This is a genomic window from Kistimonas ophiarachnellae (assembly GCF_057552235.1).
This window is the reverse complement of record NZ_BAAJPA010000006.1, coordinates 208803-233533: the sequence shown is the minus strand read 5'-3', so window position 1 is coordinate 233533 and position 24731 is coordinate 208803. Positions and strand designations below refer to the sequence as shown.

Below are 24731 nucleotides of genomic sequence, written 5' to 3'. Positions count from 1 at the left end.
TTTATCAGGATGCCGGATTTCCCTGTCGGTGAGTACTATTTTTTCATTTTCTGGATAATGGCGCACTCTTTCTCCCAGGTTTCCACGACGGCAGGCAATTGCATTAACCGGTCAAGGTAGGCGCAGAGGTGTGGATACTGGTTGCTGTCGGGTTGTTCTCCGCCATGCCTGAAGGATATGAACTGACTGAGAACGGCAATATCCGCGAGAGTGATACTGTCGCCGACCAGATACTCATTGTCTGCCAGTGTTTGCTCAAGATAAGTGAGCATGGGGGGAAGTTTTACTGTTAATGACTTTTCTATCGCTGCTTCATCGCCGGGTTTGCCCAAAGAGGGAAGAAGAAAGCGGTTTCTGAAAATAGTGAACGTCAAATGCGGCGCCAACTCGTAATCGGCATATTTTTCAAACCACCGTACGCGGGCAGCATCCAGCGCATCATCGGGAATCAGTCGTGTTGTATCCGACAGGGTATCCAGAAACTGGCAGATGACACTGGAATCAGCAATGGGTGTGTCGTCAGCGGTTAAAACGGGTATGCGTTTGAGTGGGTTGAGTTCAACAAACCAGTCCGGGAAATTGAAGGGTAAAACAGGCGTCAGCTCATACGGCAGTTCTTTCAGTTTCAGGGTCAGAATGGCCTTCCGGACAAAAGGCGACAGCGGAGCCCCCAGGAGTTTGAGTTTCATTCTTATCATTCCTCTCCTCTATGCGTACGCAGAGTGTACATGACCCTGATGGAATGTGGAAAAGAATCGCGGTCAGGCTGTTGACTCCCGGAAAGTGAACCCCTATTATTGCCGCCGTCCAAGAGGTCCCCTTCGTCTAGTGGCCTAGGACACCGCCCTTTCACGGCGGTAACAGGGGTTCGAGTCCCCTAGGGGACGCCATATTTGAAAAAGCCCTTCCGTTATGCGGAAGGGCTTTTTTTGTGCGTTTGAAATTCAGCTGACATCCGCTGTGAACAGGCCGGTGGGTTGGCAGCTGTTCCTGCGGATATCTATCGAACGTCTGCGATGACCTCACAGGTATTCACGCTTATTGATTCTTGTGTTTCGCTTTTATGTGCCTTTTAAGATGATCAAGCCGTTTATAGCTTTTTGAGCATTCTGTACATTGAAATGGCTTATCGGGTGAGTGGGTTTGTGCGTGTTTTTTCTGATCGGATTTCGTGTGAAAGGTTTTCTCACAATGAGGACACTTAATGTTTTTTTGTTTGGAATGACGTTTGATGTGTCTTTCGAGTGCTATTTGACTGGTAAGATTTATGCCGCAAATCGTGCATCCAAATGGCGTGACACGGTCGTGTATGAGACAGTGCCTGTTCAGACTGAATATCTGGCGAAATTTTTTCTTGCATGTGGGGCACTCATAGGGTTTTTTCTCTTCATGGATCAATATATGCCGATTTAGCTCAGTTGATCCGGAAAAGGTCCTGTTGCAGTAGGTACACTTGAAAGGCCTTTCCTGAGTGTGGATGCGTATGTGCCTCTTGAGATTGCTCTTTTGGGCAAACAGTTTTCCGCAAAAATTGCATTTATGCGTCTTGGGTACTCCCTTGTCGGAGTGGGTTTGCCTATGTGCTTGCAGATGGCTATTGCGTGATAACATAATGCCGCAATCAGGGCATTTGGCGGGCGTTTTGCTGGGACTGACTTTCTGGGTATCTGTTTTTTTTTCTTCAGACGTTTTACTGCTTTTGTTGTGGGTTTTTTCTTTTTTTCTTTCGGGGATTCTGTGGTTGTGACCTGCGTGGTTCGCATTGGCAATGGGGTGTCGGATGTCACCTGTTGATTGTCCCCGGAAGTTAAAGTTGCTGATTGTTCCGGTGAGGCCTCGTCTTCTGGAGGTGCAGTCGGGGGTGGCTGACTTGTCCTGGGAAAATCCTTGCTGATATCTGTCGCGAGTTGCATGGAGCACTAAGCCCTTGTGTTTGAAGTTGTGTCCTGGTCTGGAATTCAATGCTTCCGTGTAAGGTAAGATGCGTTATAAAAAAAGCATCAGGCTGGATCAATGACAACTGCGTCAGTACGCCTTTCCAATACCAGCACTGGGAGCTGGCATTGCATAGTGCTGGTATCCAATCAGTTAACGCTGCGGTCTTTGATTTTTCACTGATTCACAGGGGGTGACAGTGGGCGACAGTTCTTTATCTGCAGAATTGCCTGATGACGTTCAACGCCGTCGACATCATTGCCTGCCAAATGGCGGAGTAAACCCCTGTTTCTTCAGGTTTTCAAGTGACGCAAAGAGTGGTTGGGGCAGGGCATTCCAGTCAAACCATGACCAGCCGTTGCACTTGTCCGGTTCCATGGTGCAGGGCTCGCCGTCGCATTGTTTAGCTAAAACGAACAATGTGACGTAATGCTTTCCTTCCTTTTCAAAAATATCGTTTGTGAACGCTACAGGCTCAATGTCACTGATATTGAGTCCCGTTTCTTCCAGTACTTCACGAATGGCGCAGTCCGCCGGGGATTCACCGAATTCCAGGTGCCCACCGGGCAATGCCCATGTACCGGCGCCATGTGAGCCCATGCGTTCGCCCAGCAGTATTTTGCCGGCGTGTTCGATAAAGACACCGACGCCAACGGCAATAGTTGATTGCGTATTCATAGAAAAATAAGTCTGGGGCTGAGAGTGAGAGAGGAAGTATAAAGAAGGGAGAGGCAAAGGCGGAGGCTAAAGCCCCCGCCAGGCAGATTAGGCTTCAGCAGCCTTACGATCTTCGTGGTAGGAGATCCCTTCTGCTTCTTCGGTGATCCAGGTGCCGGATACGCCGTTAGCAATGTTAACGACGTCGTACAGGCTACCGATACCGGCGAACTTGCCGCCCTTGCGGACGAAGTTAGCAGCAGCTTCAATCTTCGGACCCATGGAGCCAGCCGGGAAGTCCAGAGAGGTGATCGCGTCAGGGGTCGCCTTGTGGATTTCTTTCTGGTCAGGCTTGCCGAAGTTGATGCATACAGCGCTAACGTCGGTCATGATGATCAGGGCATCAGCACCCATCTGTTCTGCCAGGATGGCAGCGGACAGGTCTTTGTCGACAACGGCTTCAACGCCAACCAGCTTGCCATTTTCGTCCTTGCGAACCGGTACACCGCCACCGCCAGCACAGATAACCAGAGCGCCTTGCTCGGCCAGCTTGCGGATCATTTCAACTTCAACGATACCCTGGGGCAGCGGAGAAGGAACGACGCGGCGGAAGTATTCGCCGTCAGCCTTGATGGACCAGCCTTTTTCAGCGGCCAGGGCTTCAGCTTCTTCCTTGCTGTAAACGGGGCCGACGAACTTGGTCGGATCCTGGAAAGCGGGGTCGTTGGCGTCAACCAGGGTCTGGGTTACCATGGTCGCGATCTGTGCGCCATTGGTGTGGTTGTACAGTTCCTGCTCCATCATGTAGCCGATCATACCGGCAGTTTCGGCGCCCAGTACGTCCAGCGGATAAGGGGCAACCTTGGTGTAGGCAGCGTTTTGCAGAGCCAGCAGGCCAACCTGGGGACCGTTGCCGTGAGTCAGGATAACTTCGTGTTCCTGGGCAACTTTGGCAATCATTTCAGCGGCTTTGCTGATGTTTTCGCGCTGGATATCAGCTTCCAGAGGCTGACCGCGCTGCAGCATGGCGTTACCGCCCAGAGCGATGACAATACGCATGACAGGATTCCCTTACTTTCTTAGGTGATTCAATGATCCATTCCGGTTTTTTATCGGCACCGGTACTGGATTGTATATCCGAGAGGGGATTCACTCCGGTATAGAGACCATATTAGGTTCGAGAGTTCCGATTCCAAGTGTGTTTTGTACGTAGTTCGACGCATAATCGACGGTGCATTGACCTGTGATAAGGTTTGAGTGTCACTATCGTTATAGTTATTTAACACTTGGTAAATGTTTGGCGGTATTGTTGATAAATATCGTTTTTTTATTGGTTTTTTGACAGGTGTTATTTCTGTAAAGCTTCGTTATTCAGAAAAAATCCGGTCCTACTGCCACGATAACACCGCAAACGTCTGCACCTTGAATACGGGGAAAGCTGAACGCCTCACCGGTCCAGCCTGCGTCTTCACTTGGGTCACCGGATTTGGAGTACCATCCGGTACGTATATTGATGTCGGTGTTATTGACGCCTGCCGCATAAACCCGGATTAACACTTCGTTCAGGCCTGGTGAGGGGACTGGGAGGTCGTTCTGATATTCCAGTTTCTCAGAGCCACCGTGCCCTGTGAGAACAACACCACTCATTTTTGTTGGTAGCTGATACATCTTACTGCCCATAAGAGATTCAGATTGTGGACTGTATATTAACGAGGAGGTTCTGTGGAATATCGAAGTGTGTATTAAGAGACTTTTGTTCCCATGCTCTTCTGTGTTCACCCGTTTCAGGTAGTGAAATCTAACTGGATATGTTGTAGATCACTTGGCGTTGATGGATGGGAGGTTTCTGTGTTGATTTTTTGAGTAAGTCGTATTTTAAAGTTTCTAATGCTTATGCGGAAGGACTAATCGGAGATTTAAACAGTGAGATTGTTTCGACTGGCAGTATTTCAGGATGGTGAAGGCATAAATGGCGAAGAAAAAATATTGCAATGCAACGATACAAGGCTGTCGTAGGATGGTATGTATCATAAAAAGCGCAACAGGGAACAGTTTTGTCATCACTACGGTCTGACTGGGTTTTTGTTGGTTCGATGCGAGTAATGGGTTTGCACTTTTCTTGTATGACGATTGTTTGCTTATCGCCAGGTAGCCATACCTTTCTCAAGTTAGGATTTATAGATTCCATGCTGTTTATAGGTGACCGGAATAATGGATCGGTTTGACGTATTTTGACTTGTCGATTTATTCTTTCCAGTACTTCTGAAACGTTACAAATAGAAATGTTTGAGTTGGTCGTGGCCGATAAGTTCAGGTTGAGCTTTTCTCTACTGAGCTCCAGTCGTCTGTTGTGCTCTTTGCTTGCCCTGTTTAACTGGCTTGCTCTTCCTGTTTCTATCGAATAAGGGAGTTTTCCTAAATCGGGTAAATCCATCCAGATAATAGGGCACTGATATGTTTCCATTAACGTTGTAGTCACTTTTTCAATTTCTCCAACGACACGCATCACATCAGAATCATTATCCCATCCATATAAATAGTCATTTGCGCCAATCCATAGAGTAATTATGTCAGGGGTAACTTCTTGAGCCTTGACTGCGTTTTCAAGCTCCCTTATTTGATGGTGGAGATTGCTTACAATCCAATATCTTGGGTTCCATGAAAGTTTGGTATAGTCACAGCAGGTCGACCCTGCTGAAGCTGCGTTGATGAATTTAACTCCGTTGTCTTTTACAGTGGCATAAACATAATCAGTCCAAACATATCCATCCGAAAAGCGGCCTTCGGGATAGTTCTGTAGCGTCGACAGAAAGCCATGAAAACGTTGATGAAAGTTACCCCAGTCAGTCATACTGTTTCCTATAAAAACACAGACTTTTTCCTGTTTTTGGGCATCAAATGCAGAGAGTGGTTTTGAGTTAATCGCCAATCCATGCATTTTGGTTATGTCAGTATTGCACCTCACGGAAGTTGAAGGGGTACTTTCTTTACTGTCTGCTTCTCTATTTTTTGATACTGAGCTGGAAATAGATGGATTAATTTTCCCTAACATAATCATGGACGATAGTTATATGGTGGAGATTTTGGGTTTTTAGTGCCTGTCAGCTTTCACTGGTTTTTTTCTGACAGGGTTGATTTCGCTTTGTTTCATTTTATGGTTTTTCTTGTGAAGAATTAATAACATAAAGGTCTTGTTTTAATTCGATTGGTATAAGGCGCTTAAAATATAACTGACTACCACGATTCATCAGCCACTGTAAAAGCAAATGCTTGGAAAGCCTTGGCATACTGGCAATAACAGCTGATTCAATATTTAAGTGTCAGCACGAAGATACTTATTCGCCATCTATCTTTCGTGGTATCTGGAAGTCTCGCAAAAGAGCTGAAGAATGGTGGTAGTCAGGAAAATATATTGTTGCTTCTAACTTGAGAGTTCGAAAATTGATGAAATGTAATGTTTTTCAATGGCTTGTTGAATAAGTGAAAAGGATCCACCCTCAGATGGTAGAAATTCTAAAAGTTAATTTTGCTCAGATACTGACAATGCTCAACCAAACTTGAACTTTTTTAATGTTATTTGGTCGTAAGTATATGGCACTGAAGATGTTCATTTAATGCACGTTACACCGAGCGGGCATGCAGTGGGTTTTCTCTTCATATTGATTGAACTGGTCCACGGCAATCAAGGATGCCTCGCAAAAATACTGGATCGATAAATTATTAAAAAATGGAGGGTTTTATGGTTTCGGATAGTCTTTTTCAATCATTATCGCCACAAAATGCAGTAATGCTTGAAGCTGAAAGTACATGCGGTATTTGCTTAAGTGATTTATTGAAGGCCTATGATCACGACAGAGATAAAAGGCAGGTTTTATTTAAAGGACACCCTGTCAAGGTTGACTGCGGATGTGGAAAATTACTGCATGCAAAATGTCTTTATCAACACTTGCAAAACAAAAATGATACTGCGCCAGATTACGGAAATGAGACGCCATCTCTGCTTGCAGATCTACAAGCTTATGATCGTACTGTCGAAAGCATTAATCAAGAAGGCGCAATGTGTAACGCGAAGGCAAATGATGCATGTATTTCCTGTCACAAATTAGTCACCGAGTTCACTCTTCCTTACCATCAAGATAGTGGTATATATAAAATAAATGAAATTAAAAGGTTCGCAAGTAAAGGGGAAGATCGACCCGTTGACGATATTAAAATCAGCATGAATGTGGGTGGCTATGTTAACAAATTGAACCAAAATTTTCATAAAGGGCATTTGAATGAAGATGGATTAACACATTTGGCGCTTAAAATGTCTGTAACTCCTTCACTTGATGAAGAAGGTATGGGAAAAGGAAAAGATCAGCAGGAGTATGATCTATTGAATAAAAAAGACGTCCAAAACTACGCTTCTTTACTTGAAGATATTGAAAGGGTTCAGAAATTAATTTGTTTTAATGCAAAAAAAACAGACAATGTTGAAGGGGGAGAAGATCAGAAGTTACAACTACTGCAACAATTACAACAGCAGTTGCAAGAACGAAAAAAAGAGGCTCTGGAAGAAGAAGTTCATCATAAGGATGATCAGGTAGAAAATGATAGGCCATTTAAAGGTTGGTGTAGATGTGAGATTCTTTAAAAACTATCAATAAAGGTGGTGGTTCAAATTGCCTGCGTAATAAACTCTCTTTTAGGGTGTTATATGATAAGGCTTCGGTTCTTTCGTAGGTTATTTGGTTGAGAAATGATAATTTACTAACAGTGGATTTAAAGTGTGATAAAAAACTAATAAGGAAATAAACAAAGGCCGGCATACGCCGGCCTTTGTTTCTGTGAGGATACAGTCGTCTATCAGGCCGCTTCGGCGCTGACTGCAAACTGGTTGCGCAGATCCTTGATCTTTTCCAGGTAGTCCTTGTATTCGGACGAATCCATGTGCGCATAGTTGAAGTTCTTGTACAGACCGGTCAGCTTCACGAAGAAGTCGCGGGCGACGTTCTTGTCAGCGAAGTTGTAGTCCTGACGGATCAGGTCAACGATCAGGCGGAAGCTGAACTTCTGACGCTCCAGGGAGCAGGCGGCGTCGATATGGTCGAACGCGTCCTGCTGCAGGTAAACCATGTCCAGGAACAGGGACTTCTGGAACTCGACGTAGTCGCCCAGGGTCACACCTTCTTCACCGGTCACCTGCATCATCTGGTTGATGCTTTCACCGCGAACCAGCAGCTTCTGCATTTCGGTCACCATGGCAACCCAGTCGGCAGACAGGTTGGCGTCGTACCAGGGCTTCATCTGATCCAGGTAACGAGACCAGGAGATCAGCGGGTCAACCGCCGGGAAGAAACGCTTGTAAGCACGGTCGTAAGACAGACCCAGGAAGCACTTCACGGTCGCCAGGGTAGACTGGGTCACAGGCTCTTCGAAGTTACCACCAGCCGGTGATACGGTACCGATCATGGTCAGGGAACCGGACTCGCCGTCTTCGTTGCTGATCACACCCGCACGCTCGTAAAGACCCTTGATCGCGGAGTCGATGTAAGCCGGGAAGCCTTCTTCACCCGGGATTTCTTCCAGACGGTTGGAGGTTTCACGCATCGCCTGCGCCCAACGGGACGTGGAGTCCGCCAGGATCAGTACGTTGTAACCCATCTGACGGTAGTACTCACCCAGGGTCAGACCGGTGTAGATGGACGCTTCACGGGCCGCAACCGGCATGGAGGAGGTGTTACAGATGATGGTGGTACGGTCCATCAGGGAGCCGGCGCCGCTGGGATCCTGCAGTTTCGGGAACTCGTCGATGGTTTCTACCACCTCACCGGCACGTTCACCACAGGCGATAACGATAACGATGTCGGCAGAAGAGTACTTGGACAGCATGTGCTGCAGTACGGTCTTACCCGCACCGAACGGACCAGGAATACAGCCGGTACCGCCACGGGCGATGGGGAAGAAAGTGTCAACCAGGCGCTGCTGGGTGATCAGGGGCTCAGTCGGGTAGTGACGGGTGGTCTTGCCGCCTTTCTGAGACAGGGTCTCGGAAATGGAGCGACGTACCGGCCAGCGCTGAATCATGTTCAGTTCGCGTTCTTTACCCTGTTCGTCGCGCACGCGGGCAACGATGGTGTCAACGGTAAAGGTGCCTTCCTGGATCCAGTCGACAGTTACGGAACCGGACAGGTCAAAAGGAACCATGACCTTGTGAGTGAAACGGCCTTCCTGGACAGTACCCAGGGTTTCACCGGCGCGCAGGACATCACCCACGCGGGCCTTGGCCACGAAAGACCAGGTCTTGGTACGGTCCAGGGCTTCTGCCTGAACACCACGCTGCAGGAAAGTACCGTGCAGCTGTGCCAGGTTTTCCAGCGGATTCTGCAGACCATCGTAGATCTGGCTCAGGATACCCGGGCCCAGTTCCACGGACAGCAGCTGACCGGTCTGGACGATGTAGTCACCGACGGCAACGCCGCGGGTATCTTCGAAGACCTGGATGTCAGCGGTCTTGCCGTGCACCCGCAGGACTTCAGACATCAGCATTTCGTCAATGCTTTCGTTCTGCTTGCGGCTGGGTACCACGTAAACCACTTCGTTCTTGACGAGGGCGCGGCTCTCTTCGCCCTTGTCGATGGTTTCAATGGTGATGATGTCACCATTGACGGCCACGACGCGGGCTGTGGCGTTCTGTTCGTGCGTTGTACTCATAACGCGATAACCTGTATTTTGCGCAAAAAAGGCTTGCACAGTCGGTGCATTGGCCGTTCTGCAGTTGAAGTCGTCGTGATCAGTTGCTGACCGGCAACTGGTCCCTGAATTCGCCGAGGCTCTTGTCGATCAGCTTCCGGAAGCGGGTCTGTGCCTTGCTGGTGTCGTAGCAGGTCCAGCGGGCGACCAGGTTCCAGCGCAGCACGTAAATGACGACGGCCTCGAAATCGAACTGGTGCCGGGTGGCCAGGCGGTTGAGCTGGTCCCAGACGGCTTGCAGCAGGGTCTTTTCCAGTTCAACACAGTTGCCGGTGTGCAGGCATTCGTTGACCTTTTGGATCCACGGAAACGCCTTGCCCAGGCCCAGTGTCGGGGAACTCCAGTGGCTGCGAATGTATTCGTAGCGGGTACCGTAGCTCCACTTCGCCGTGGTCGGCGCGGCTTCACCCAGGTGCTTGCGACGCAGGGCGGCCACGATGGTGCGCATATCCAGGCGCCAGTCCACCAGTTCGCGCAGCGTCTGGCTGCCCAGTTGATCGCGGGCCTTTTCGGCCATGCGGATCAGGGCGTGTTCGTCGACATCGTCCGCCAGGTGATCCCAGTGCAGCAGGTTCTCGATCAGGACCAGGCGCTCCTGGTCTTCCATTTCCAGCATGGACAAACGGCGGTCCAGCTGGAAACGGGAGATCGGGGTGATCCGGCTGTTGAACAGGGAATCAATGTGCGGCAGCGAGGTCAGCAAGGTATAACAGGCATTGTCAGCCATGGCTTGCTCCTTACAGGCGCTGCCGGTGCAGAATACCGGGCGCTAAAGCCCGGATTCCGTCAGCCGGCAGCGTCAGCCTTAATTGATGATGCCTTCCAGCAGCGCGCGGAAACGGGGCTGCAGGTGCTTCAGCAGCATGGTGCTGACAGCGGTGTCATCCAGCTCAACCTCGATGTTCTTCTCGCGCAGGCGGAAGGTCACGCCGGTCTGCTTCTCGCCGCCCACCTTGAAGGTGACGCCGTCGCTCAGCATTTCCTTGCCCTGACGAACCGCGAAGTAGGCCAGTGTGCCTTCTTTCAGTTCTTCCGGGTGCTCGCGCAGGTCTTCAACACCGACGACCTTGCGGGGCAGGATCACTTCGACGTTTTCCTCACCACGCAGGCTGTTACGACCGGCCACTTCAAGAATCATGTTCTTGAGGATGCCCTGGTCTTCCATTTCGCGGGCGACAGTCAGGCGGATCTGCTCGGAGAACTGCTTGAGCAGGAAATCCTTCAGTTCCAGCACGGCGTTACGGCCGGCCAGTTCCAGGGACTCTTCGCCGGCCTTGACGGTGAAGTCGGCTTCTTTCTTCGCCTTGTTCACCAGGTCAGCGGCCTGCAGGCGCGCTTCTTCCAGGATCCGGTCCGCTTCATTGCGGGCATCAGAGACAATCTTGTCGGCTTCAGTGCGGCCGTTGGCAACGCCCTGGTTACGGAGCTTTTCGATCAGCTCCTGTACCCCGACGGATACATTACTTGCTACTTCAGTCATGGCTTCACCCTGTTAGCAACGTTAATCGACAGGCTTAGGCGGCGATGTTGCCAGCCAGAACCAGGGCGAATACGAAGGTGAATACGGAGAAACCTTCTACGATCGCAGCAGGAGCAATAGACAGACCGAAGATCTCAGGCTTGTTCTTGGACGCATTGATCGCGCCGGCAACGGCCTTGCCCTGGTACAGAGCAGTGATCATCAGGGACAGACCAGCCAGCAGACCGATGCCGAAGAAGGCCGGTGCAGTGTCAACGGTCAGAGGGGTACCCATCAGGATGAACATGATTACGATACCCAGGATGCCCTGGGAAGAAGGCAGTGCGGACAGACCGATAAACTTACCGTAACCGCTTTCAACGTCCAGCATGGCGCCACAGGCCGCCTGGCCGGAGATGGAGCAACCCAGGCCGGAACCGATAGCGCCCAGCGCCATAGGAGCGAAAATACCGGCCCAACCCAGCATCAGAATAAAGTTTTCCATGAATCAATCCTCTTGCTTTTTAAACGGTTTAAACGGGTAGCCTTCTTCAGTCAGGCTCCACTTGAAGAACTCAATCACATTCAGACGCAGGCCGTGCACAACACCACCCATCAGGGAGAGGCTGATATTGAGCAGGTGACCCGCAATCAGGATCAGGGCGCAGAACAGAACACCGATACCTGGCATGCTGTCCAGAACCTGGAATGCCAGCGTATTGAAGGTAACAGCCAGGGACGCGCCGGCCAGACCGAGGGCAAACAGACGCATGTAGCTAAGAATATCGCCGAAAACACTGGAGATATTGTAAAGCGCATGCAGACCGTCGACGATCCGGAACAGGACGTCTTTCGCGCTGGAAACCGGGCGAGTGCTGGTGAAGAGGAAAATAAGCGCTGCGCCGACTATCGCCAGGGCAGGGCCCAGTGTCTCTTTCCAGACCGGTGCCAGGTCTCCTGTCATTCCGAGCCAGAGGGCAACACCGCCGATAATGGCCAGTGTCCATCCCAGTGGCGCCAGAACATACAGGCGCGTTCGGTTGTTCCAGGCAGTGACCAGGTTCGCTATCACGATATGCGTCGCACCGATGATGATGGAAAGTTTCATCATGGCACCGTAGTTATTCATATCAATGAAGTGCAGCGAGCCGAAGAGGGTCTCCTTGTCTGGCGTGTAGCCGAAATAGCTGCCGGAGCCAATGCCCCAGAGAATACCGATTCCTGACATGAAATAAGCCAGGTTACGGATACGGATGCCTGTCTCGCTGGCGCCCAGTTTTTTGCGGAACAGGAACACGAGGCCGCCAAGGATGGCGCAGTAAGCCGCGTCGTTCATGATCATGGCAAAGAACAGGGAGAACGAGAAGAACACCACGGTGCTGGGGTCCCAGGTCCGGTAACCGGGCAGCTGGTAGAAAGCCATGGCTTCCGTACCGCCGGCAACGGATTCGGGATTGTCCAGCAGGGTCGGCGGACTGTCTTCCGGCGCCGGATCTTCGATGGTGGCGGCTACGGCGAAGGACGCGACAAATTCACTGGCGCGTTCTTCTTCATCCGCAGGCAGCCAGCCTGAGACCAGGAAAAACTGATCATCGTCGAGGGTCACACGACGAGCGTCTTCCAGTGCGCGGGTGTCTTCCTTGCGGGCAACGATCTGGCTGAGAACATAGAGCCAACGGGTCAGAGACTCCCGTTCACCCTGGATATCCTCCACCTTCATTTCCGCTTCTTCCAGCTGGTGTTCCAGGCTGGACAGGGAGTCACCGCCCACATGGGAGCGCTTGACCGGCAGCAGGTTAACATCCGGTTCTGTCTTGTTCAGCAGGACGACATAGCAGTTCTTGTGATCACGGTGCACCACTTCCCAGGGCATCTCGATATCCTCGAGCGCCGCCATGTCGTGGTGGGGGATCACGTAGAACCACAGACGAATGTCGTCCAGCTGATTCAGTTCCGGAAAGGAAAAATCGCCCCAGGGACGAACTTCCTGGATCCGCTTGATCAGGTTGTCACGGGCGTCAGACGCGGCACGCAGCTGGTTCTTGTTGGCAAGAACCTTGGCGACCACCTCGTCGGTGTCCATGGCATCCATACGACGGATTTCCCGTCGCTTGACCGGACAGCTCAGGAGGTGACTATAGGCCTCCTTTGCAGCCCGGGGCTCACTGAGCTCGCCTTCGGGGGCAGCCGGTGTCTCAGCCAGGGGAATCAGGTGAACACACCCCATTTCCTGTAATCCGCTGAGTACGGCTTCCTTCTCGCTGGCTAGCCCATAGAGCGTGATCTTCTTGAGTGTTTTGATACTCATGCTCTTAATCCAGCTTTAGGCTGACTGCCGGGGCAGATCAGCTGGCCATCTTGGTTTTGGAGATCTTGGCGTTCACCACGCCAGCACGGTCCATATCGGACAGGAATATCTTGATCTTCGCGATATTCTTGTTGCTGCGTGGGATCAGAACCTTGGAGAACAGGTTCACGCGCTGAGAAGTGGTGCGGGTTGCCTTACTGATCTCCTGGTAGCGCAGTTCACGCACCAGCATTTCAATATGCAGTTCCACCATCTCTTTCAGGCGTTCCACCAGGAAATCCACCCAGTGAGGTTTGGTCAGGAAGCTGTAGGGGGCGACCTCTACCTCAACCTTCTCAACGACGGGCACGGTGGTACCGACGATGTTCTGTTCACCCAGAACCACGTTGGTCACACGCACCAGGCCTTCGACGTTGATATCCTCACAAGCGAGCATGGGAAGTTGCTCACTGACGTCTTTTTCGATCTGCTCAATACGCTCGCGCGCTTCCCTGACAGCATCCTCTGCTTTTTTCCGCTCAGCCATCAGCTGCTGACGCTTGAGTTCCAGCGCCGGCAGGTAACGGTTGAACGTTTTCAGGTTGCGCTTTTCCCGGTTAAGCGAGCTTTTGTTCAGCGCAATCTTGGCCATGGTTATGCCCCGGCGGTTTCAGTGGCAGCTGCCGCAGCAACCTGGGATTTCACGGGCCAGTACTTCTCGATCAGGCTCTGCTTCATCAGCGTCTCTTCAGGGCTGAAGCAGTCTGCCAGGATCTTCCATGCCAGGTCGAGGGCTTCTTCCAGGCTCATGGAGACGTCCAGCTTCATGAAGTTGTCGATGAACTGGTCACCGAAACGGATTACTTTCTCATCGTACGGAGACAGTTCGAAAGCCATCGCCTGCTTCTGCTTGGCGTTCACGGAATCGGAGTAGAAGCGGATCATGGTGTTCATGATCTGGCTGTGGTCTTCCCGGGTTTCCTTGCCGATAACCATCTGCTTCAGACGGGACAGGGAACCGAACGGATCGATAACGCCGTCGTGCAGGTAGAACTGACCTTCGGTGATGTAACCGGTGTTATCCGGAACCGGGTGAGTCAGGTCGTTACCGGGCATGGTGGTTACCGCCAGGATGGTCACGGAACCGGCGCCCTTGTAGTCGGCAGCCTTCTCGTAACGGCGGGCCAGCTGGGAGTACAGGTCGCCCATGTAACCCCGGTTGGCGGGAATCTTGTCCATGGCAACACCGATTTCCTTCATGGCGTCGGCGTAGGAGGTCATGTCGGTCAGCAGAACCAGGACCTTCTTGCCTTCTTCTACCGCGAAGTGCTCAGCCACTGCCAGGGACATGTCGGCGATCATCAGACGCTCAACGGTCGGGTCAGAGGCCAGGTTGGTGTACATGACGGTACGGGAAGATACGCCGGCTTCTTCGAACGCCGTCTTGAAGAAGTGGTAGTCATCGAAGATCAGACCCATGCCACCGAACACAACCACGTCCGCTTCCGCCTGGATCGCGATCCGGGCCAGGAACTTGTTGTAGGGCTCGCCGGACACGGAGAAGATCGGGATCTTCTGGGATTCAACCAGGGTGTTGAACACGTCGATCATGGGCACGTTGGTCCGTACCATGCGGGACGCCAGAACACGGCGGATCGGGTTGACGGAAGGGCCGTCGATTTCAACGCGAGGATCCTGGTCCAGAGCCGGGCCACCATCGATCGCCTCACCCGCGCCGTTGAAGATACGACCCAGAATGTTCGGGGAGTATACGGCTTTCATGGGTTCGCCGAGGAAGCAGACTGCGGCGTCAGTGGAGAGACCTTTGGTGCCCGCGAACACCTGGAGGGAAACTTCTTCGCGGTTCAGCTTGATGATCTGCGCAAGCGAATAGGGCTGGCCATTCTGCTCAATCAGGGCGAGATCACCGTTGCGCGCCTGGGCGTTACTGTCGCCCAGGTTGGGTACTTCGACCCGGATAATGTCACCAACAATACTCAGAATGTTGGTATAACGTAACAGACTCTGGGACATAGCCTTCTTCCTGTCCTTTTTAATTGGGGCCATGGGGCCCTGCGTCAAAGGGAAAACAAATGCTTCAGACCCGGTGGGCATATATCCACAATACGCAACCGCCCGTTATGGCTGAAAACAGATTCCGTCACCTTGCCGACGAAAACTGTCGCCCAAAACAACACGCGGAGCCGCAGTTTTCGTAAACCCTTATCCGGTGATAGACCAAAGCCTGCCAAACAACGTTAGCCGGACAAACCGGCGGCATTGCGGGATAGATTCCCCAGGCAAACCCTGTTTTCAAACACCATTGGCAATGGTATAAACCGTCGCCGCCGGTTGTGTCCGTACATACCATGCGCAGACACTACTTTGCCGCGAGACCCCAGTCATTCCACTTCGCAGTGTGAGTCTGGCATCTCCCGGCTAGTGAGAGGCTGTATTTGGAATAGTTGTCTGGTCGGTTCAGTCGTAATAGGTGATACCACCGGGTACATCTACCTTGACAAAGGTGCCGGATTGTCCAAGCAGGATCTCCGCCGCTTTGTCGAGCGAACCGATGGCACCAAACTTACCACCGGCGCGAACGAAATGGCATACGGATTCTACCTTAGGTCCCATGCTACCAGCCGCAAAGGGGAACTTTTCAAATTCGTCAGGTGTACATTCTTTGATCTTTTTCGAGTCCGGTTTGCCGAAGTCAGTTTCGACGGCCGGAACATCGGTCAGTAAGACCAGGGCGTCCGCTTCCAGGCCCTCGGCCAGGGTGCGTGAGGCGCGATCCTTATCCACCACCGCTTCGACGCCGTGCAGCATGTTATCTGCATCGCGGCGGACCGGGATGCCGCCGCCACCGCCGCAGATCACCGTGATATCACCCGATGAAACAATATGCCGTAACGATGGCATCTCCAGGACTTCCATGGGTTGCGGGGAGGGCACGACGCGACGATAGTAGTTGCCATCCTGTTTCAGGGTCCAGGCCGGGTTGGCTTCCTGGATCACCTGGGCTTCTTCATAGGTATAAACCGGTCCAACGAATTTGTCGGGGTTCTCAAAGGCCGGGTCGTTGGGGTCGACGATGGTTTGGGTGGATACGGTGCACACTTTGCGGCCAGGCATGTAGTTGCGCAGTTCCTGCTCAAACATGAACCCGATCATGCCCTGTGTTTGTGCGCCCAGAACATCCAGTGGGTAATTGGCTACCGCTTCGTAGGCTTCGTTCATCAGGGCCAGCAGGCCAACCTGCGGGCCATTGCCATGCGTTAGCACCACCTGGTGATCTTTGGCGACTTCCGCGATGGACTTGGCAGCGGTTCGAATATTTTCACGCTGAATGTGTGCCTCAAGGGGTTGGCCACGCTGCAGGATGGCGTTTCCTCCCAGGGCCATGACAACTAACATATCCCTGATCCTCGTGATGATGGTTTGGATGATAAAGGACTGTCGTTCGATCGCAGGTAGGCTGATCAGCCGATCTGCCATGAGCGGCAGGGATTAGCCGCTCATGGAAAGGTAGTCGATGTGCGCTCTGTGTTACACAGCGGAAATGTTGTCGGCTGTTATTCGCCGATGGTGGCGACCATTACGGCCTTGATCGTGTGCATCCGGTTTTCGGCTTCATCAAAGACGATGGAGTATTCTGACTCAAAGACATCCTCAGTCACTTCCAGCCCCTTCATGCCATATTTTTCCGCTACTTCCTTGCCGACCTTGGTTTCATCGTTGTGGAACGCTGGCAGGCAATGAAGGAATCTGACGTGGGGGTTTCCGGTCTGTTTAATGACATTCATGTTGATCTGGTAGGGTTTCATCAGGTCAATCCGTTCCGCCCAGGCAGACTCGGGTTCACCCATGGATACCCAGACGTCGGTATAGAGGAAGTCGACATCCTTAACGCCTTCGGCGACGTCTTCTGTCTGGGTGATCCTGGCGCCCGTCTGTTCGGCAATCTGGCTACAGGTTTTTACCAGTTTCGCCTCGGGCCAGTAGGATTTAGGGGCTACCAGGCGTATATCCATACCCATTTTGGCAGCGCCGACCATTAACGAGTTACCCATGTTGTTTCGGGCATCGCCCAGGTAGGCAAATTTCATCTGGTGTAACTGTTTACCGCGGCCGTGTTCAATCATTGTAAGAAAATCGGCCAGTATCTGTGTGGGGTGCCAGTCGTCGGTCAGACCATTCCAGACAGGTACACCAGCATATTCGCCCAGTTCTTCAACGGCTTCCTGGGAAAAACCGCGGAACTCAATACCATCGTAAAAACGGCCTAGTACACGAGCAGTGTCTTTCACGGATTCCTTGTGACCCATCTGTGAGCCGCCGCCGATATAGGTGACATTCGCACCCTGGTCAAAACAGGCCACTTCAAAGGCGCAGCGGGTTCGTGTGGAGGTTTTTTCAAATATCAGGACAACGTTTTTGCCTTTCATGCGTTGCTGTTCGCAGCCGGCATACTTGGCGCGTTTCAGATCCCGGGACAGGTCCAGCATGTATTGAATTTCTTTCGGGGTGAAATCCAGCAGTTTCAGGAAATTGCGGTGGCGCAGGTTGTAAGACATGTTGCCAGCCTCATGTGGTTCCGAATGAAAAAACAACCTGTCGTGTATGTGGCAGGTGTGAGGATGCACGGCTGAAGTCTAGTACAGGATGAAAAGATTGCTGTCGGGAATTTATTGCGGAGGGTATAGCGGGGGAGGGGGATAAATGATGAGGGGCATAAGCCCCTCATCGTTGACTGGATTAGTCGCCCAGGGTGGCAACCATAACAGCCTTGATGGTGTGCATACGGTTTTCTGCTTCGTCGAAGGAGATGTTGTATGCGGATTCGAAGACTTCTTCGTTAACTTCCAGGCCTTCCATACCGTATTTCTCGGCGATTTCCTGACCCACCTTGGTTTCGGTGTTGTGGAAAGCAGGCAGGCAGTGCATGAATTTAACGTCTTTGTTGCCAGTCTTGGCGATGACGTCCATGTTCACCTGGTAAGGCTTCATCAGTTCGATACGCTCGGCCCATGCGGACTCAGCTTCACCCATGGATACCCATACGTCGGTGTACAGGAAGTCAACGCCGTTAACGCCTTCAGCAACGTCTTCGGTCAGGGTGATCTTGGCGCCGGTTTCTTCAGCGATCTTGCTGCAGGTTTCAACCAGGGACTCTTCAGGCCAGAATGCCTTGGGAGCCACCAGGCGAATGTCCATACCCATCTTGGCAGCGCCAACCATCAGGGAGTTACCCATGTTGTTGCGAGCGTCGCCCAGGTAAGCGAACTTGATTTCGGCCAGTTGCTTGCCCTTGCCGTGTTCGATCATGGTCAGGAAGTCAGCCAGGATCTGGGTGGGGTGCCATTCGTCAGTCAGGCCGTTCCAGACAGGAACGCCAGCGTATGCGCCCAGCTCTTCAACGGCGTCCTGGGAGAAGCCACGGAATTCGATACCGTCGTAGAAACGGCCCAGAACGCGCGCGGTGTCCTTAACGGATTCTTTGTGACCCATCTGGGAGCCGCCACCGATGTAAGTGACGTTAGCGCCCTGGTCGAAGCAGGCAACTTCGAATGCGCAACGGGTACGGGTGGAGGTCTTTTCGAAAATCAGGGCAACGTTCTTGCCTTTCATGCGCTGCTGTTCGCAACCCGCGTACTTGGCACGCTTCAGGTCACGGGACAGGTCCAGCAGGTACTGGATTTCTTTAGGTTGGAAGTCCAGCAGTTTCAGGAAGTTACGGTTACGCAGATTGAAAGACATGGTCTTAAATCCCTAAAAAAACATTTTTTGTTTAAGGACAATCTGCCGCACTTGCGGCAGATTGTTGTTTCACTCATGGTACCCTGACCGGTTGGGTATTATCACTGACACCCTGGTCAGTCTTGTTTACCCTTTCAGGCCGGTCAGCGTGCCTGGGTCTTGCAGGGGGAAGGTATTAGATACCTTCACGCTCCATCGGGCAGCTCATGCAGCGAGCGCCACCACGGCCACGGCCCAGATCTTCACCCGGAATGGTCAGCACGTTGATGCCGGCTTCTTCCATGTTCTTGATGGTGTAGATGTTGCGCTCGTAAGTGATCACGGTGCCGGGACGTACGGTCAGAACGTTGTTGGCGTCGTTCCACTGCTCACGCTCTGCTTCGAAGATGTCGCCGCCGGTCGGGATCATGCGCAGTTCAGGCAGGTCCAGGGCGCGGGCGATTGCCTTGACGAAACCATCGTTAACGGCAGTGAAGACGATTTCTTCGTTGTCGCCAGGGGTCAGTTCCCAGCAGGCGATGTCGTCACGCATGATGTCTGGGTAGTAGGTGAAGCAGTCAACATCCATGTGGGTGAAGACGGTATCCAGGTGCATGCAGCTACGCAGCTTGGGCAGTTCCAGGGCGATAACCTTGGTAGCCTGGCCGGTCTTGAACAGGCCGCGAGCCAGGTGCTCAACACCCTGAGGAGTAGTACGCTCGGACATACCGATCAGGACTGCGCCCTTACCGATAACCAGCACGTCGCCGCCTTCGATGGTGGACAGTTCGTAGTTGCGGTCTTCGTCACCGAAGTAGGTGTGGAAGTCGGCATCTTTGAACATCGGGTGGAACTTGTAGATGGCGCGCAGGTGAACGGTTTCACGCTTACGGGCAGGCTTGGCCATCGGGTTTACAGATACGCCGCCGTATACCCAGCAGGACGTGTCGCGGGTGAACAGGTGGTTCGGGATCGGATCCAGGATGAAGTCAGTCTGGTTCATCACGCCCAGGGTGGGGCTGCCGGAAGCGGAGTTCAGTTCGGCAACAGTCAGACCACCGATCAGGTGAGAAGCCAGGTCCTTGTCGCTCATTTCTTCGAAGAAGCTGCGAACGTCGCGGGCCAGGGCGTGGCCGTAACGCAGCGGAGATACCTGACGGTCCAGAACCCATGCTTTGGCTTCAGGGTTGGCCAGGGTTTCTGCCAGCATGTCGCGGAGCAGGAAAACTTCAACGCCGTTGTCGCGCAGAACCTGCTGGAACGCGTCGTGTTCCTTGCCAGCCTGCTCAACACGCAGAACGTCGTCAAACAGCAGGCCTTCACAGTTGGTAGGCGTCAGGCGGCGCAGAGAAAGCTCTGGACGGTGCAGCAGTACCTTTTTAAGTTGACCAACCTCAGAACCCACATAGAAGCGTGACATCATCTTTCTCCTGAATGTCTGATGTACATGAAGTAAGTGCACATGACTGTGCAAAAGCTAAAGTCGCCTTTATCAGTCTGGCTGGGTCAGTCCATCGGGCTGAGGCAGTCTGGTGACTGTTAAAAGGCGATAGAAATCCGGTATGTGTAATGTATGTCGATTTGTGCTTACCACACTAATGGATATATCGACATAGCATTAGAAAATTCTTAAAGCCTGCTAAGGGATGCCCCCTAATGCGGTGCCTAGACTAGACCTGCAGTAATCCTTTGACATTACGTATTAATACCCATTTTCCGGTTTTTAGCCTCTAACTAATACGTTTGTTTTACTATTAAAAAAAAGTTTGGGAATGGTGGCAGAAAACAGTGATTAATTAGTGGTTAAATCGGTAAAAATCTTGATAAAGGTCATGGTTGATCACTGTCGTTTTTGATTGGGCACAGATTATGGCTGTTATTGAAAGTTTTTATGTGGGGCATTTTTGTGTCAGTGTCGTTTATGCAAAAAGGATGGCTATCGACTATATAGTGAACACGTCAAATCAGTCTGCATGAGTCCCTGAGTCGTTATTGCCGGTTGCCGGGGTGTCGACGTGTTCAGTGGCAGGGGTCTGGAGTGTCCCTTTCTCTGTTTTTCCTGCGACGAACGCTGTCCGTTGATTATCGGCGACTGATGGCTTCGGTGGCTGTCACTAATGACTGACGTTTCCATGGTGCTGGCTGACAGCCGTGTCAGCGCCGGCCGGTCTGGCAGGTCCGGTTCCCGCCGCCCGGTTCCATGAACAGGCTCTGCAAAAGGTCTTTTCAGTCATGAAGCAGTTCAAGTTTCCTTCGGCGTATACCATTCTTTTTCTCATTATCATTTTTGTCGCGATACTGACCTGGATTGTCCCTGCGGGTAAATACGACACCCGTATGGATGAAGCCATCGGTAAAGAGGTGCCTATCGCGGGTACCTACCACCATGTGGAGCCCAATCCCCAGGGCTTTGAAGATGTGGTGCTGGCGCCCATTGCCGGTTTCTATAATCCGGATTCCTATGAGGCCAACGGGATTGATGTGGCCCTGTTCGTCCTGATCATCGGTGGTTTCCTGATGGTGGTGACGAAAACAGGGGCTATCGATGCGGGCATTGCCAAGGCGATGGAGGCGCTTCAGGGCAAGGAAAAATGGATGATTCCCTTGTTGATGGCGTTCTTTTCCCTGGGGGGAACCATTTATGGGATGGCGGAAGAAAGTCTCGCATTTTATCCCTTGTTAATACCGGTAATGATTGCTGCCGGTTACGATGCGCTCACGGCTGTTGCCGTCATCTTGTTAGGCGCAGGGATAGGGACGCTGGGGTCTACGGTTAACCCGTTTGCAACAGTGATTGCGTCTGATGCGGCCGGTGTCCCGTTTACGGATGGCATTATTTTACGACTGATTTTCTATATCGTCGGGCTGCTGGTCTGCATTGTGTTTGTCATGCGCTATGCGGAGAAGGTGAAGAAAGATCCCAGGGCCTCGCTGGTTGCGGATATGTATGAATCGAACCGCGAGCATTTTCTTACATCGACAGACGCCAGTGATGTACCTGAGCTGACCGGGCGGCGAAAGCTGATCCTGCTGCTGTTCCTGGTGGCGTTTGGCATCATGATCTGGGGTGTGGCGGCTGAAGGCTGGTGGATGGCCAGGATGTCCGCCCTGTTCCTGGTGATGTCGATTGTGGTGGCTTTTGTCGGGCAGCTCAGTGAGTCCGAGTTTACCGATACCTTTGTTGATGGCGCCCGTGATCTGCTCGGGGTGGCACTGATCATCGGTATTGCCCGTGGTATTGTCGTGGTCATGAATGGCGGCATGATTACCGATACGGTGTTGTTCTGGTCAGAACAGGCTGTCAGTGGTTTGTCGTCTATTGTGTTTATTAATGTGATGTACTGGATTCAGATCCTGCTCTCCTTTTTTGTACCTTCCAGTTCTGGTCTGGCCGTTTTAACCATGCCGATCATGGCGCCCCTGGCCGACTTCTCGGATGTGGGGCGTGACCTGGTGGTAACCGCTTATCAATCAGCCAGTGGTATGGTCAACCTGATGACGCCGACGTCCGGTGTGGTGATGGGGGCATTGGCTATGGGGCGCGTACCTTATGAAAAATGGCTCAAGTATGTTTGGCCACTGCTGTTGGTTCTGACGATTGGATTGATGGTTGGTTTGAGTATTGGAGCGGTGTAAAAAGAAGGTACAAAAGAAAAAATGCGAGCTTTTTGCTCGCATTTTTTTATGGTTTTAAGCTTAACCGGTAGGGGTGAGTTTTCTTGCCCTGTCAGAAAGGACGTCACCGGTTTTTTCATCGACGACCATGGTGCGTTGTTGTTTGAGTTTATCGATGTAGTAAATCACCCGAAGCTTGCGACCGTTTTCCTGCTCAAGCCGGGTGCGGACAATTTTCTTGACGTGATACTTTTGCTTGACTTCCTCCAGGATCTTTTCCAGGGGGATGACTTCGGCTTTTTCCGGGAATTTATAAGGGTGGTCGTCCAGGATTTTGCCATTGGTCCGATCCAGGGTCATGATCCAGGCGCCGGTATTGTCGGGCATCAGGTAATAGATTTTTTCGACAGGCTTACCTTTCTGGGTGGTTTCCGAATACGTGTTGATGATTCGCATGCCGGGATGCTTGTCTTTTGCCTTAATCAGCAATTTCTCCAGCGGTAAAACCGGTATGTCGGATTGGGCCTGCTGGACGGTGCTGCCGCTGGTCTGGCTGGCAAAGACGGGGAGGGTGGCGCAGGTGATCAAGCTGCCGCAGGCAATGGCGACGGAAATCTTGAACGCTTTCATGAGATTCTCCTTGGGAGACTACTGGGGATAACGTAGAAGGGAATCTCCGGTTTTTCCATTGCGCTTGTTTGTTGTCTTGTGTCGTGTGATTTTGCGCTGAATAAAAAAAGGCGCAGACAATGCTGCGCCTTGGGTGGTTTATCCTGCGGTGGTGGTGCAGGCATCAGGTTCTGCGGCGGGAGGGGATTTCTTCCACAGAATCCAGATGTAGGCGGGTATGCCTGCAATTAACAGGAGGAAGCCCCAGTAAACAGTTTCCATGCCGCTGCCGCCCAGTGCCCAGAGCGAGTAGAGGAAAGCCAGCGAGGAAATGATGATGTCACGTTTGGGGATAACAGTACCCAGCTTTTCCCGTTCGCGAATCTGCAGAACCAGTCGTGCCATGGTGGACATGGTGTAGGGCAGCAAGGTGGTCATGACGGCCAGGCTGATGATGAAGTTAAAGGCGCCAACCAGTCCGCGGCTGTAGTTGGTCAGCACCAACAGGGTGACCAGTACCGACGAAATGATAATGCCCGCCGCCGGGGTGCCACGCCGGGATATCCTGCCAAAAATTTCCGGGAACAGGCCGTCACGGGCGGCGGCCATGGGGATCTGCGCGGTCATCAGGGTCCAGCCGTTCAGTGCGCCCAGGCAGGAGATAATAGCGGCGATGCCAATAATCACGGTACCGGCGGGGCCCCACAGAATGGCGGCGGCATCGGCAAACGGTGCTGTGGATTGCGCTAGGTCAGCCGGAGAAATTAATCCCATCAGTGAGACCGTGGCAATGATATAGAGTACGGCCGCGAACAGGGTGCCCAGAACCGTAGCCCGTGGGATGGTCTTTTCCGGGTTATGTACGTTCTCTGAGGGAACCGTGGCAGACTCCAGGCCCAGGAACGCCCACAGGCAGAGTGCCGCAGAGCTGGTCAGTGCGTTGAAGTTGCTGAGTTCGCTGGTGTTGATGGTGGCGAAGTGCTCAGGGTTGATCTTGAAAATGCCAAAGATGGCAATACCCACCAGGGGGAGGGTTTTCAGGATGGTGGTGACCAGCTGGAACACACCGACGGATTTCACGCCGCGGCAGTTGATCCACGCCATAAACCATGTCGTACCGACGGCAATGCCGGCGCCCAGCATGGGGTTCTGGTTGATTTCCGGGATAAAGATCCCCAGGTAGCCGAGCATGGCGACCACGATGGCGGCATTACCGGACCAGAGGCCGATCCAGTATCCCCAGGCAATCAGGAATCCCATGAACTTACCCAGTCCGGCACGGCAGTAGGCGTAAGGGCCGCCGGCGGTGGGGATCATCTGGCTGAGTCGGGCAAACGTTAACGCAAGGAGCAGGGCGCCGGCGCCGGTGAACAGCCAGCCGCCAATGCTGATGGGGCCGTAAGCACCCAGGGAAGCAGGGAGAAGAAAGATCCCTGAGCCAATCATGTTTCCGACGACGAGTGCGGCGCACATCCATACACCCAGTTTGCTTTTTTTGCCGCTACCGGGCAGGCCTGCTGAGCCGTCTACTGTGGTCTCTATTGTCATCGATCAGCGTCTTTTTGGGAAAAGTACCTTTCATAATATGAAGATGTTATTTAGGTACATATCCGTAATATTCCTTTGGAATATGTGGCGCCTGCCTATTTACACGGTTTTTGCCTGCCTGGAATGCCTAGTCTGCTTGTAAAAAAC

21 protein-coding genes and 1 tRNA gene are annotated in these 24731 nt (G+C 52.3%); 3 read left to right on the top strand and 19 right to left on the bottom strand.

Features of this window, described 5'->3' with window-relative positions:
• Nucleotides 1-35: 35 nt before the first annotated feature.
• Nucleotides 36-689, bottom strand: a complete 654-nt coding sequence (locus tag AC27K1_RS09705) for a glutathione S-transferase family protein (RefSeq protein ID WP_487150135.1) — start codon at nucleotides 687-689, stop codon at nucleotides 36-38.
• Between the two features lie 125 nt (nucleotides 690-814).
• Between AC27K1_RS09705 and AC27K1_RS09700 the strand changes: the two genes are divergently transcribed.
• Nucleotides 815-890, top strand: a tRNA-Glu gene (locus AC27K1_RS09700).
• Between the two features lie 148 nt (nucleotides 891-1038).
• Here the strand turns inward: AC27K1_RS09700 and AC27K1_RS09695 are convergent.
• The 5 genes from AC27K1_RS09695 to AC27K1_RS09675 all read right to left on the bottom strand — a co-directional run bounded on the left by AC27K1_RS09695 (nucleotide 1039) and on the right by AC27K1_RS09675 (nucleotide 5644).
• On the bottom strand, nucleotides 1039-1611 hold the full coding sequence (locus AC27K1_RS09695) for a C2H2-type zinc finger protein (protein WP_487150271.1): 573 nt from the start codon (nucleotides 1609-1611) through the stop codon (nucleotides 1039-1041).
• Between the two features lie 579 nt (nucleotides 1612-2190).
• Nucleotides 2191-2613, bottom strand: coding sequence for a nucleotide triphosphate diphosphatase NUDT15 (locus AC27K1_RS09690; RefSeq protein WP_487150133.1), 423 nt, complete (start codon nucleotides 2611-2613; stop codon nucleotides 2191-2193).
• 87 nt (nucleotides 2614-2700) lie between these two features.
• Complete coding sequence (gene arcC, locus AC27K1_RS09685) at nucleotides 2701-3651, bottom strand: carbamate kinase (protein WP_395184014.1); 951 nt, start codon at nucleotides 3649-3651, stop codon at nucleotides 2701-2703.
• 312 nt (nucleotides 3652-3963) lie between these two features.
• Nucleotides 3964-4239 (bottom strand): alcohol dehydrogenase catalytic domain-containing protein, encoded by a 276-nt coding sequence (locus AC27K1_RS09680; RefSeq protein ID WP_487150270.1) that lies wholly within the window; start codon nucleotides 4237-4239, stop codon nucleotides 3964-3966.
• 244 nt (nucleotides 4240-4483) lie between these two features.
• Nucleotides 4484-5644, bottom strand: coding sequence for an SGNH/GDSL hydrolase family protein (locus AC27K1_RS09675; RefSeq protein ID WP_487150131.1), 1161 nt, complete (start codon nucleotides 5642-5644; stop codon nucleotides 4484-4486).
• Nucleotides 5645-6331: 687 nt separating this feature from the next.
• Here AC27K1_RS09675 and AC27K1_RS09670 point away from each other — a divergent pair.
• Complete coding sequence (locus AC27K1_RS09670) at nucleotides 6332-7228, top strand: hypothetical protein (protein WP_487150129.1); 897 nt, start codon at nucleotides 6332-6334, stop codon at nucleotides 7226-7228.
• Between the two features lie 212 nt (nucleotides 7229-7440).
• Here the strand turns inward: AC27K1_RS09670 and AC27K1_RS09665 are convergent, their stop codons facing one another.
• The 11 genes from AC27K1_RS09665 to arcA form a co-directional block, all read right to left on the bottom strand.
• Nucleotides 7441-9288, bottom strand: coding sequence for a V-type ATP synthase subunit A (locus AC27K1_RS09665; RefSeq protein WP_487150127.1), 1848 nt, complete (start codon nucleotides 9286-9288; stop codon nucleotides 7441-7443).
• Between the two features lie 79 nt (nucleotides 9289-9367).
• Nucleotides 9368-10054: a DUF2764 family protein gene (locus tag AC27K1_RS09660; RefSeq protein ID WP_487150125.1), complete on the bottom strand. Its 687-nt coding sequence runs from the start codon at nucleotides 10052-10054 to the stop codon at nucleotides 9368-9370.
• Nucleotides 10055-10132: 78 nt separating this feature from the next.
• A complete protein-coding gene (locus AC27K1_RS09655; RefSeq protein ID WP_487150123.1) occupies nucleotides 10133-10807 on the bottom strand; it encodes a hypothetical protein in 675 nt (224 codons plus the stop codon).
• Between the two features lie 34 nt (nucleotides 10808-10841).
• A complete protein-coding gene (locus AC27K1_RS09650) occupies nucleotides 10842-11291 on the bottom strand; it encodes an ATP synthase subunit C (protein ID WP_395179002.1) in 450 nt (149 codons plus the stop codon).
• A gap of 3 nt (nucleotides 11292-11294) precedes the next feature.
• Complete coding sequence (locus AC27K1_RS09645) at nucleotides 11295-13094, bottom strand: V-type ATP synthase subunit I (protein ID WP_487150121.1); 1800 nt, start codon at nucleotides 13092-13094, stop codon at nucleotides 11295-11297.
• Nucleotides 13095-13131: 37 nt separating this feature from the next.
• Nucleotides 13132-13725, bottom strand: coding sequence for a V-type ATP synthase subunit D (locus AC27K1_RS09640; protein WP_395184006.1), 594 nt, complete (start codon nucleotides 13723-13725; stop codon nucleotides 13132-13134).
• Between the two features lie 2 nt (nucleotides 13726-13727).
• Entirely contained in the window at nucleotides 13728-15107 is a 1380-nt protein-coding gene (locus tag AC27K1_RS09635; protein WP_487150119.1) for a V-type ATP synthase subunit B, read from the bottom strand.
• Nucleotides 15108-15551: 444 nt separating this feature from the next.
• Nucleotides 15552-16490 (bottom strand): carbamate kinase, encoded by a 939-nt coding sequence (gene arcC, locus AC27K1_RS09630; protein WP_487150117.1) that lies wholly within the window; start codon nucleotides 16488-16490, stop codon nucleotides 15552-15554.
• A gap of 158 nt (nucleotides 16491-16648) precedes the next feature.
• On the bottom strand, nucleotides 16649-17650 hold the full coding sequence (gene argF / locus AC27K1_RS09625; RefSeq protein WP_487150115.1) for an ornithine carbamoyltransferase: 1002 nt from the start codon (nucleotides 17648-17650) through the stop codon (nucleotides 16649-16651).
• Nucleotides 17651-17831: 181 nt separating this feature from the next.
• Entirely contained in the window at nucleotides 17832-18833 is a 1002-nt protein-coding gene (argF, locus tag AC27K1_RS09620; RefSeq protein WP_487150113.1) for an ornithine carbamoyltransferase, read from the bottom strand.
• A 175-nt stretch (nucleotides 18834-19008) separates the two neighbouring features.
• Nucleotides 19009-20235: an arginine deiminase gene (gene arcA, locus AC27K1_RS09615; protein ID WP_487150112.1), complete on the bottom strand. Its 1227-nt coding sequence runs from the start codon at nucleotides 20233-20235 to the stop codon at nucleotides 19009-19011.
• Nucleotides 20236-20963: 728 nt separating this feature from the next.
• Between arcA and AC27K1_RS09610 the strand changes: the two genes are divergently transcribed.
• Nucleotides 20964-22448: a YfcC family protein gene (locus tag AC27K1_RS09610; RefSeq protein ID WP_487150110.1), complete on the top strand. Its 1485-nt coding sequence runs from the start codon at nucleotides 20964-20966 to the stop codon at nucleotides 22446-22448.
• Between the two features lie 60 nt (nucleotides 22449-22508).
• On the opposite strand, the gene AC27K1_RS09605 is transcribed toward AC27K1_RS09610, so the two are convergent.
• Both AC27K1_RS09605 and AC27K1_RS09600 read right to left on the bottom strand, forming a co-directional pair.
• Nucleotides 22509-23057: a hypothetical protein gene (locus tag AC27K1_RS09605; protein ID WP_487150109.1), complete on the bottom strand. Its 549-nt coding sequence runs from the start codon at nucleotides 23055-23057 to the stop codon at nucleotides 22509-22511.
• 138 nt (nucleotides 23058-23195) lie between these two features.
• A complete protein-coding gene (locus AC27K1_RS09600) occupies nucleotides 23196-24584 on the bottom strand; it encodes an amino acid permease (protein ID WP_487150108.1) in 1389 nt (462 codons plus the stop codon).
• Between the last annotated feature and the right edge of the window lie 147 nt (nucleotides 24585-24731).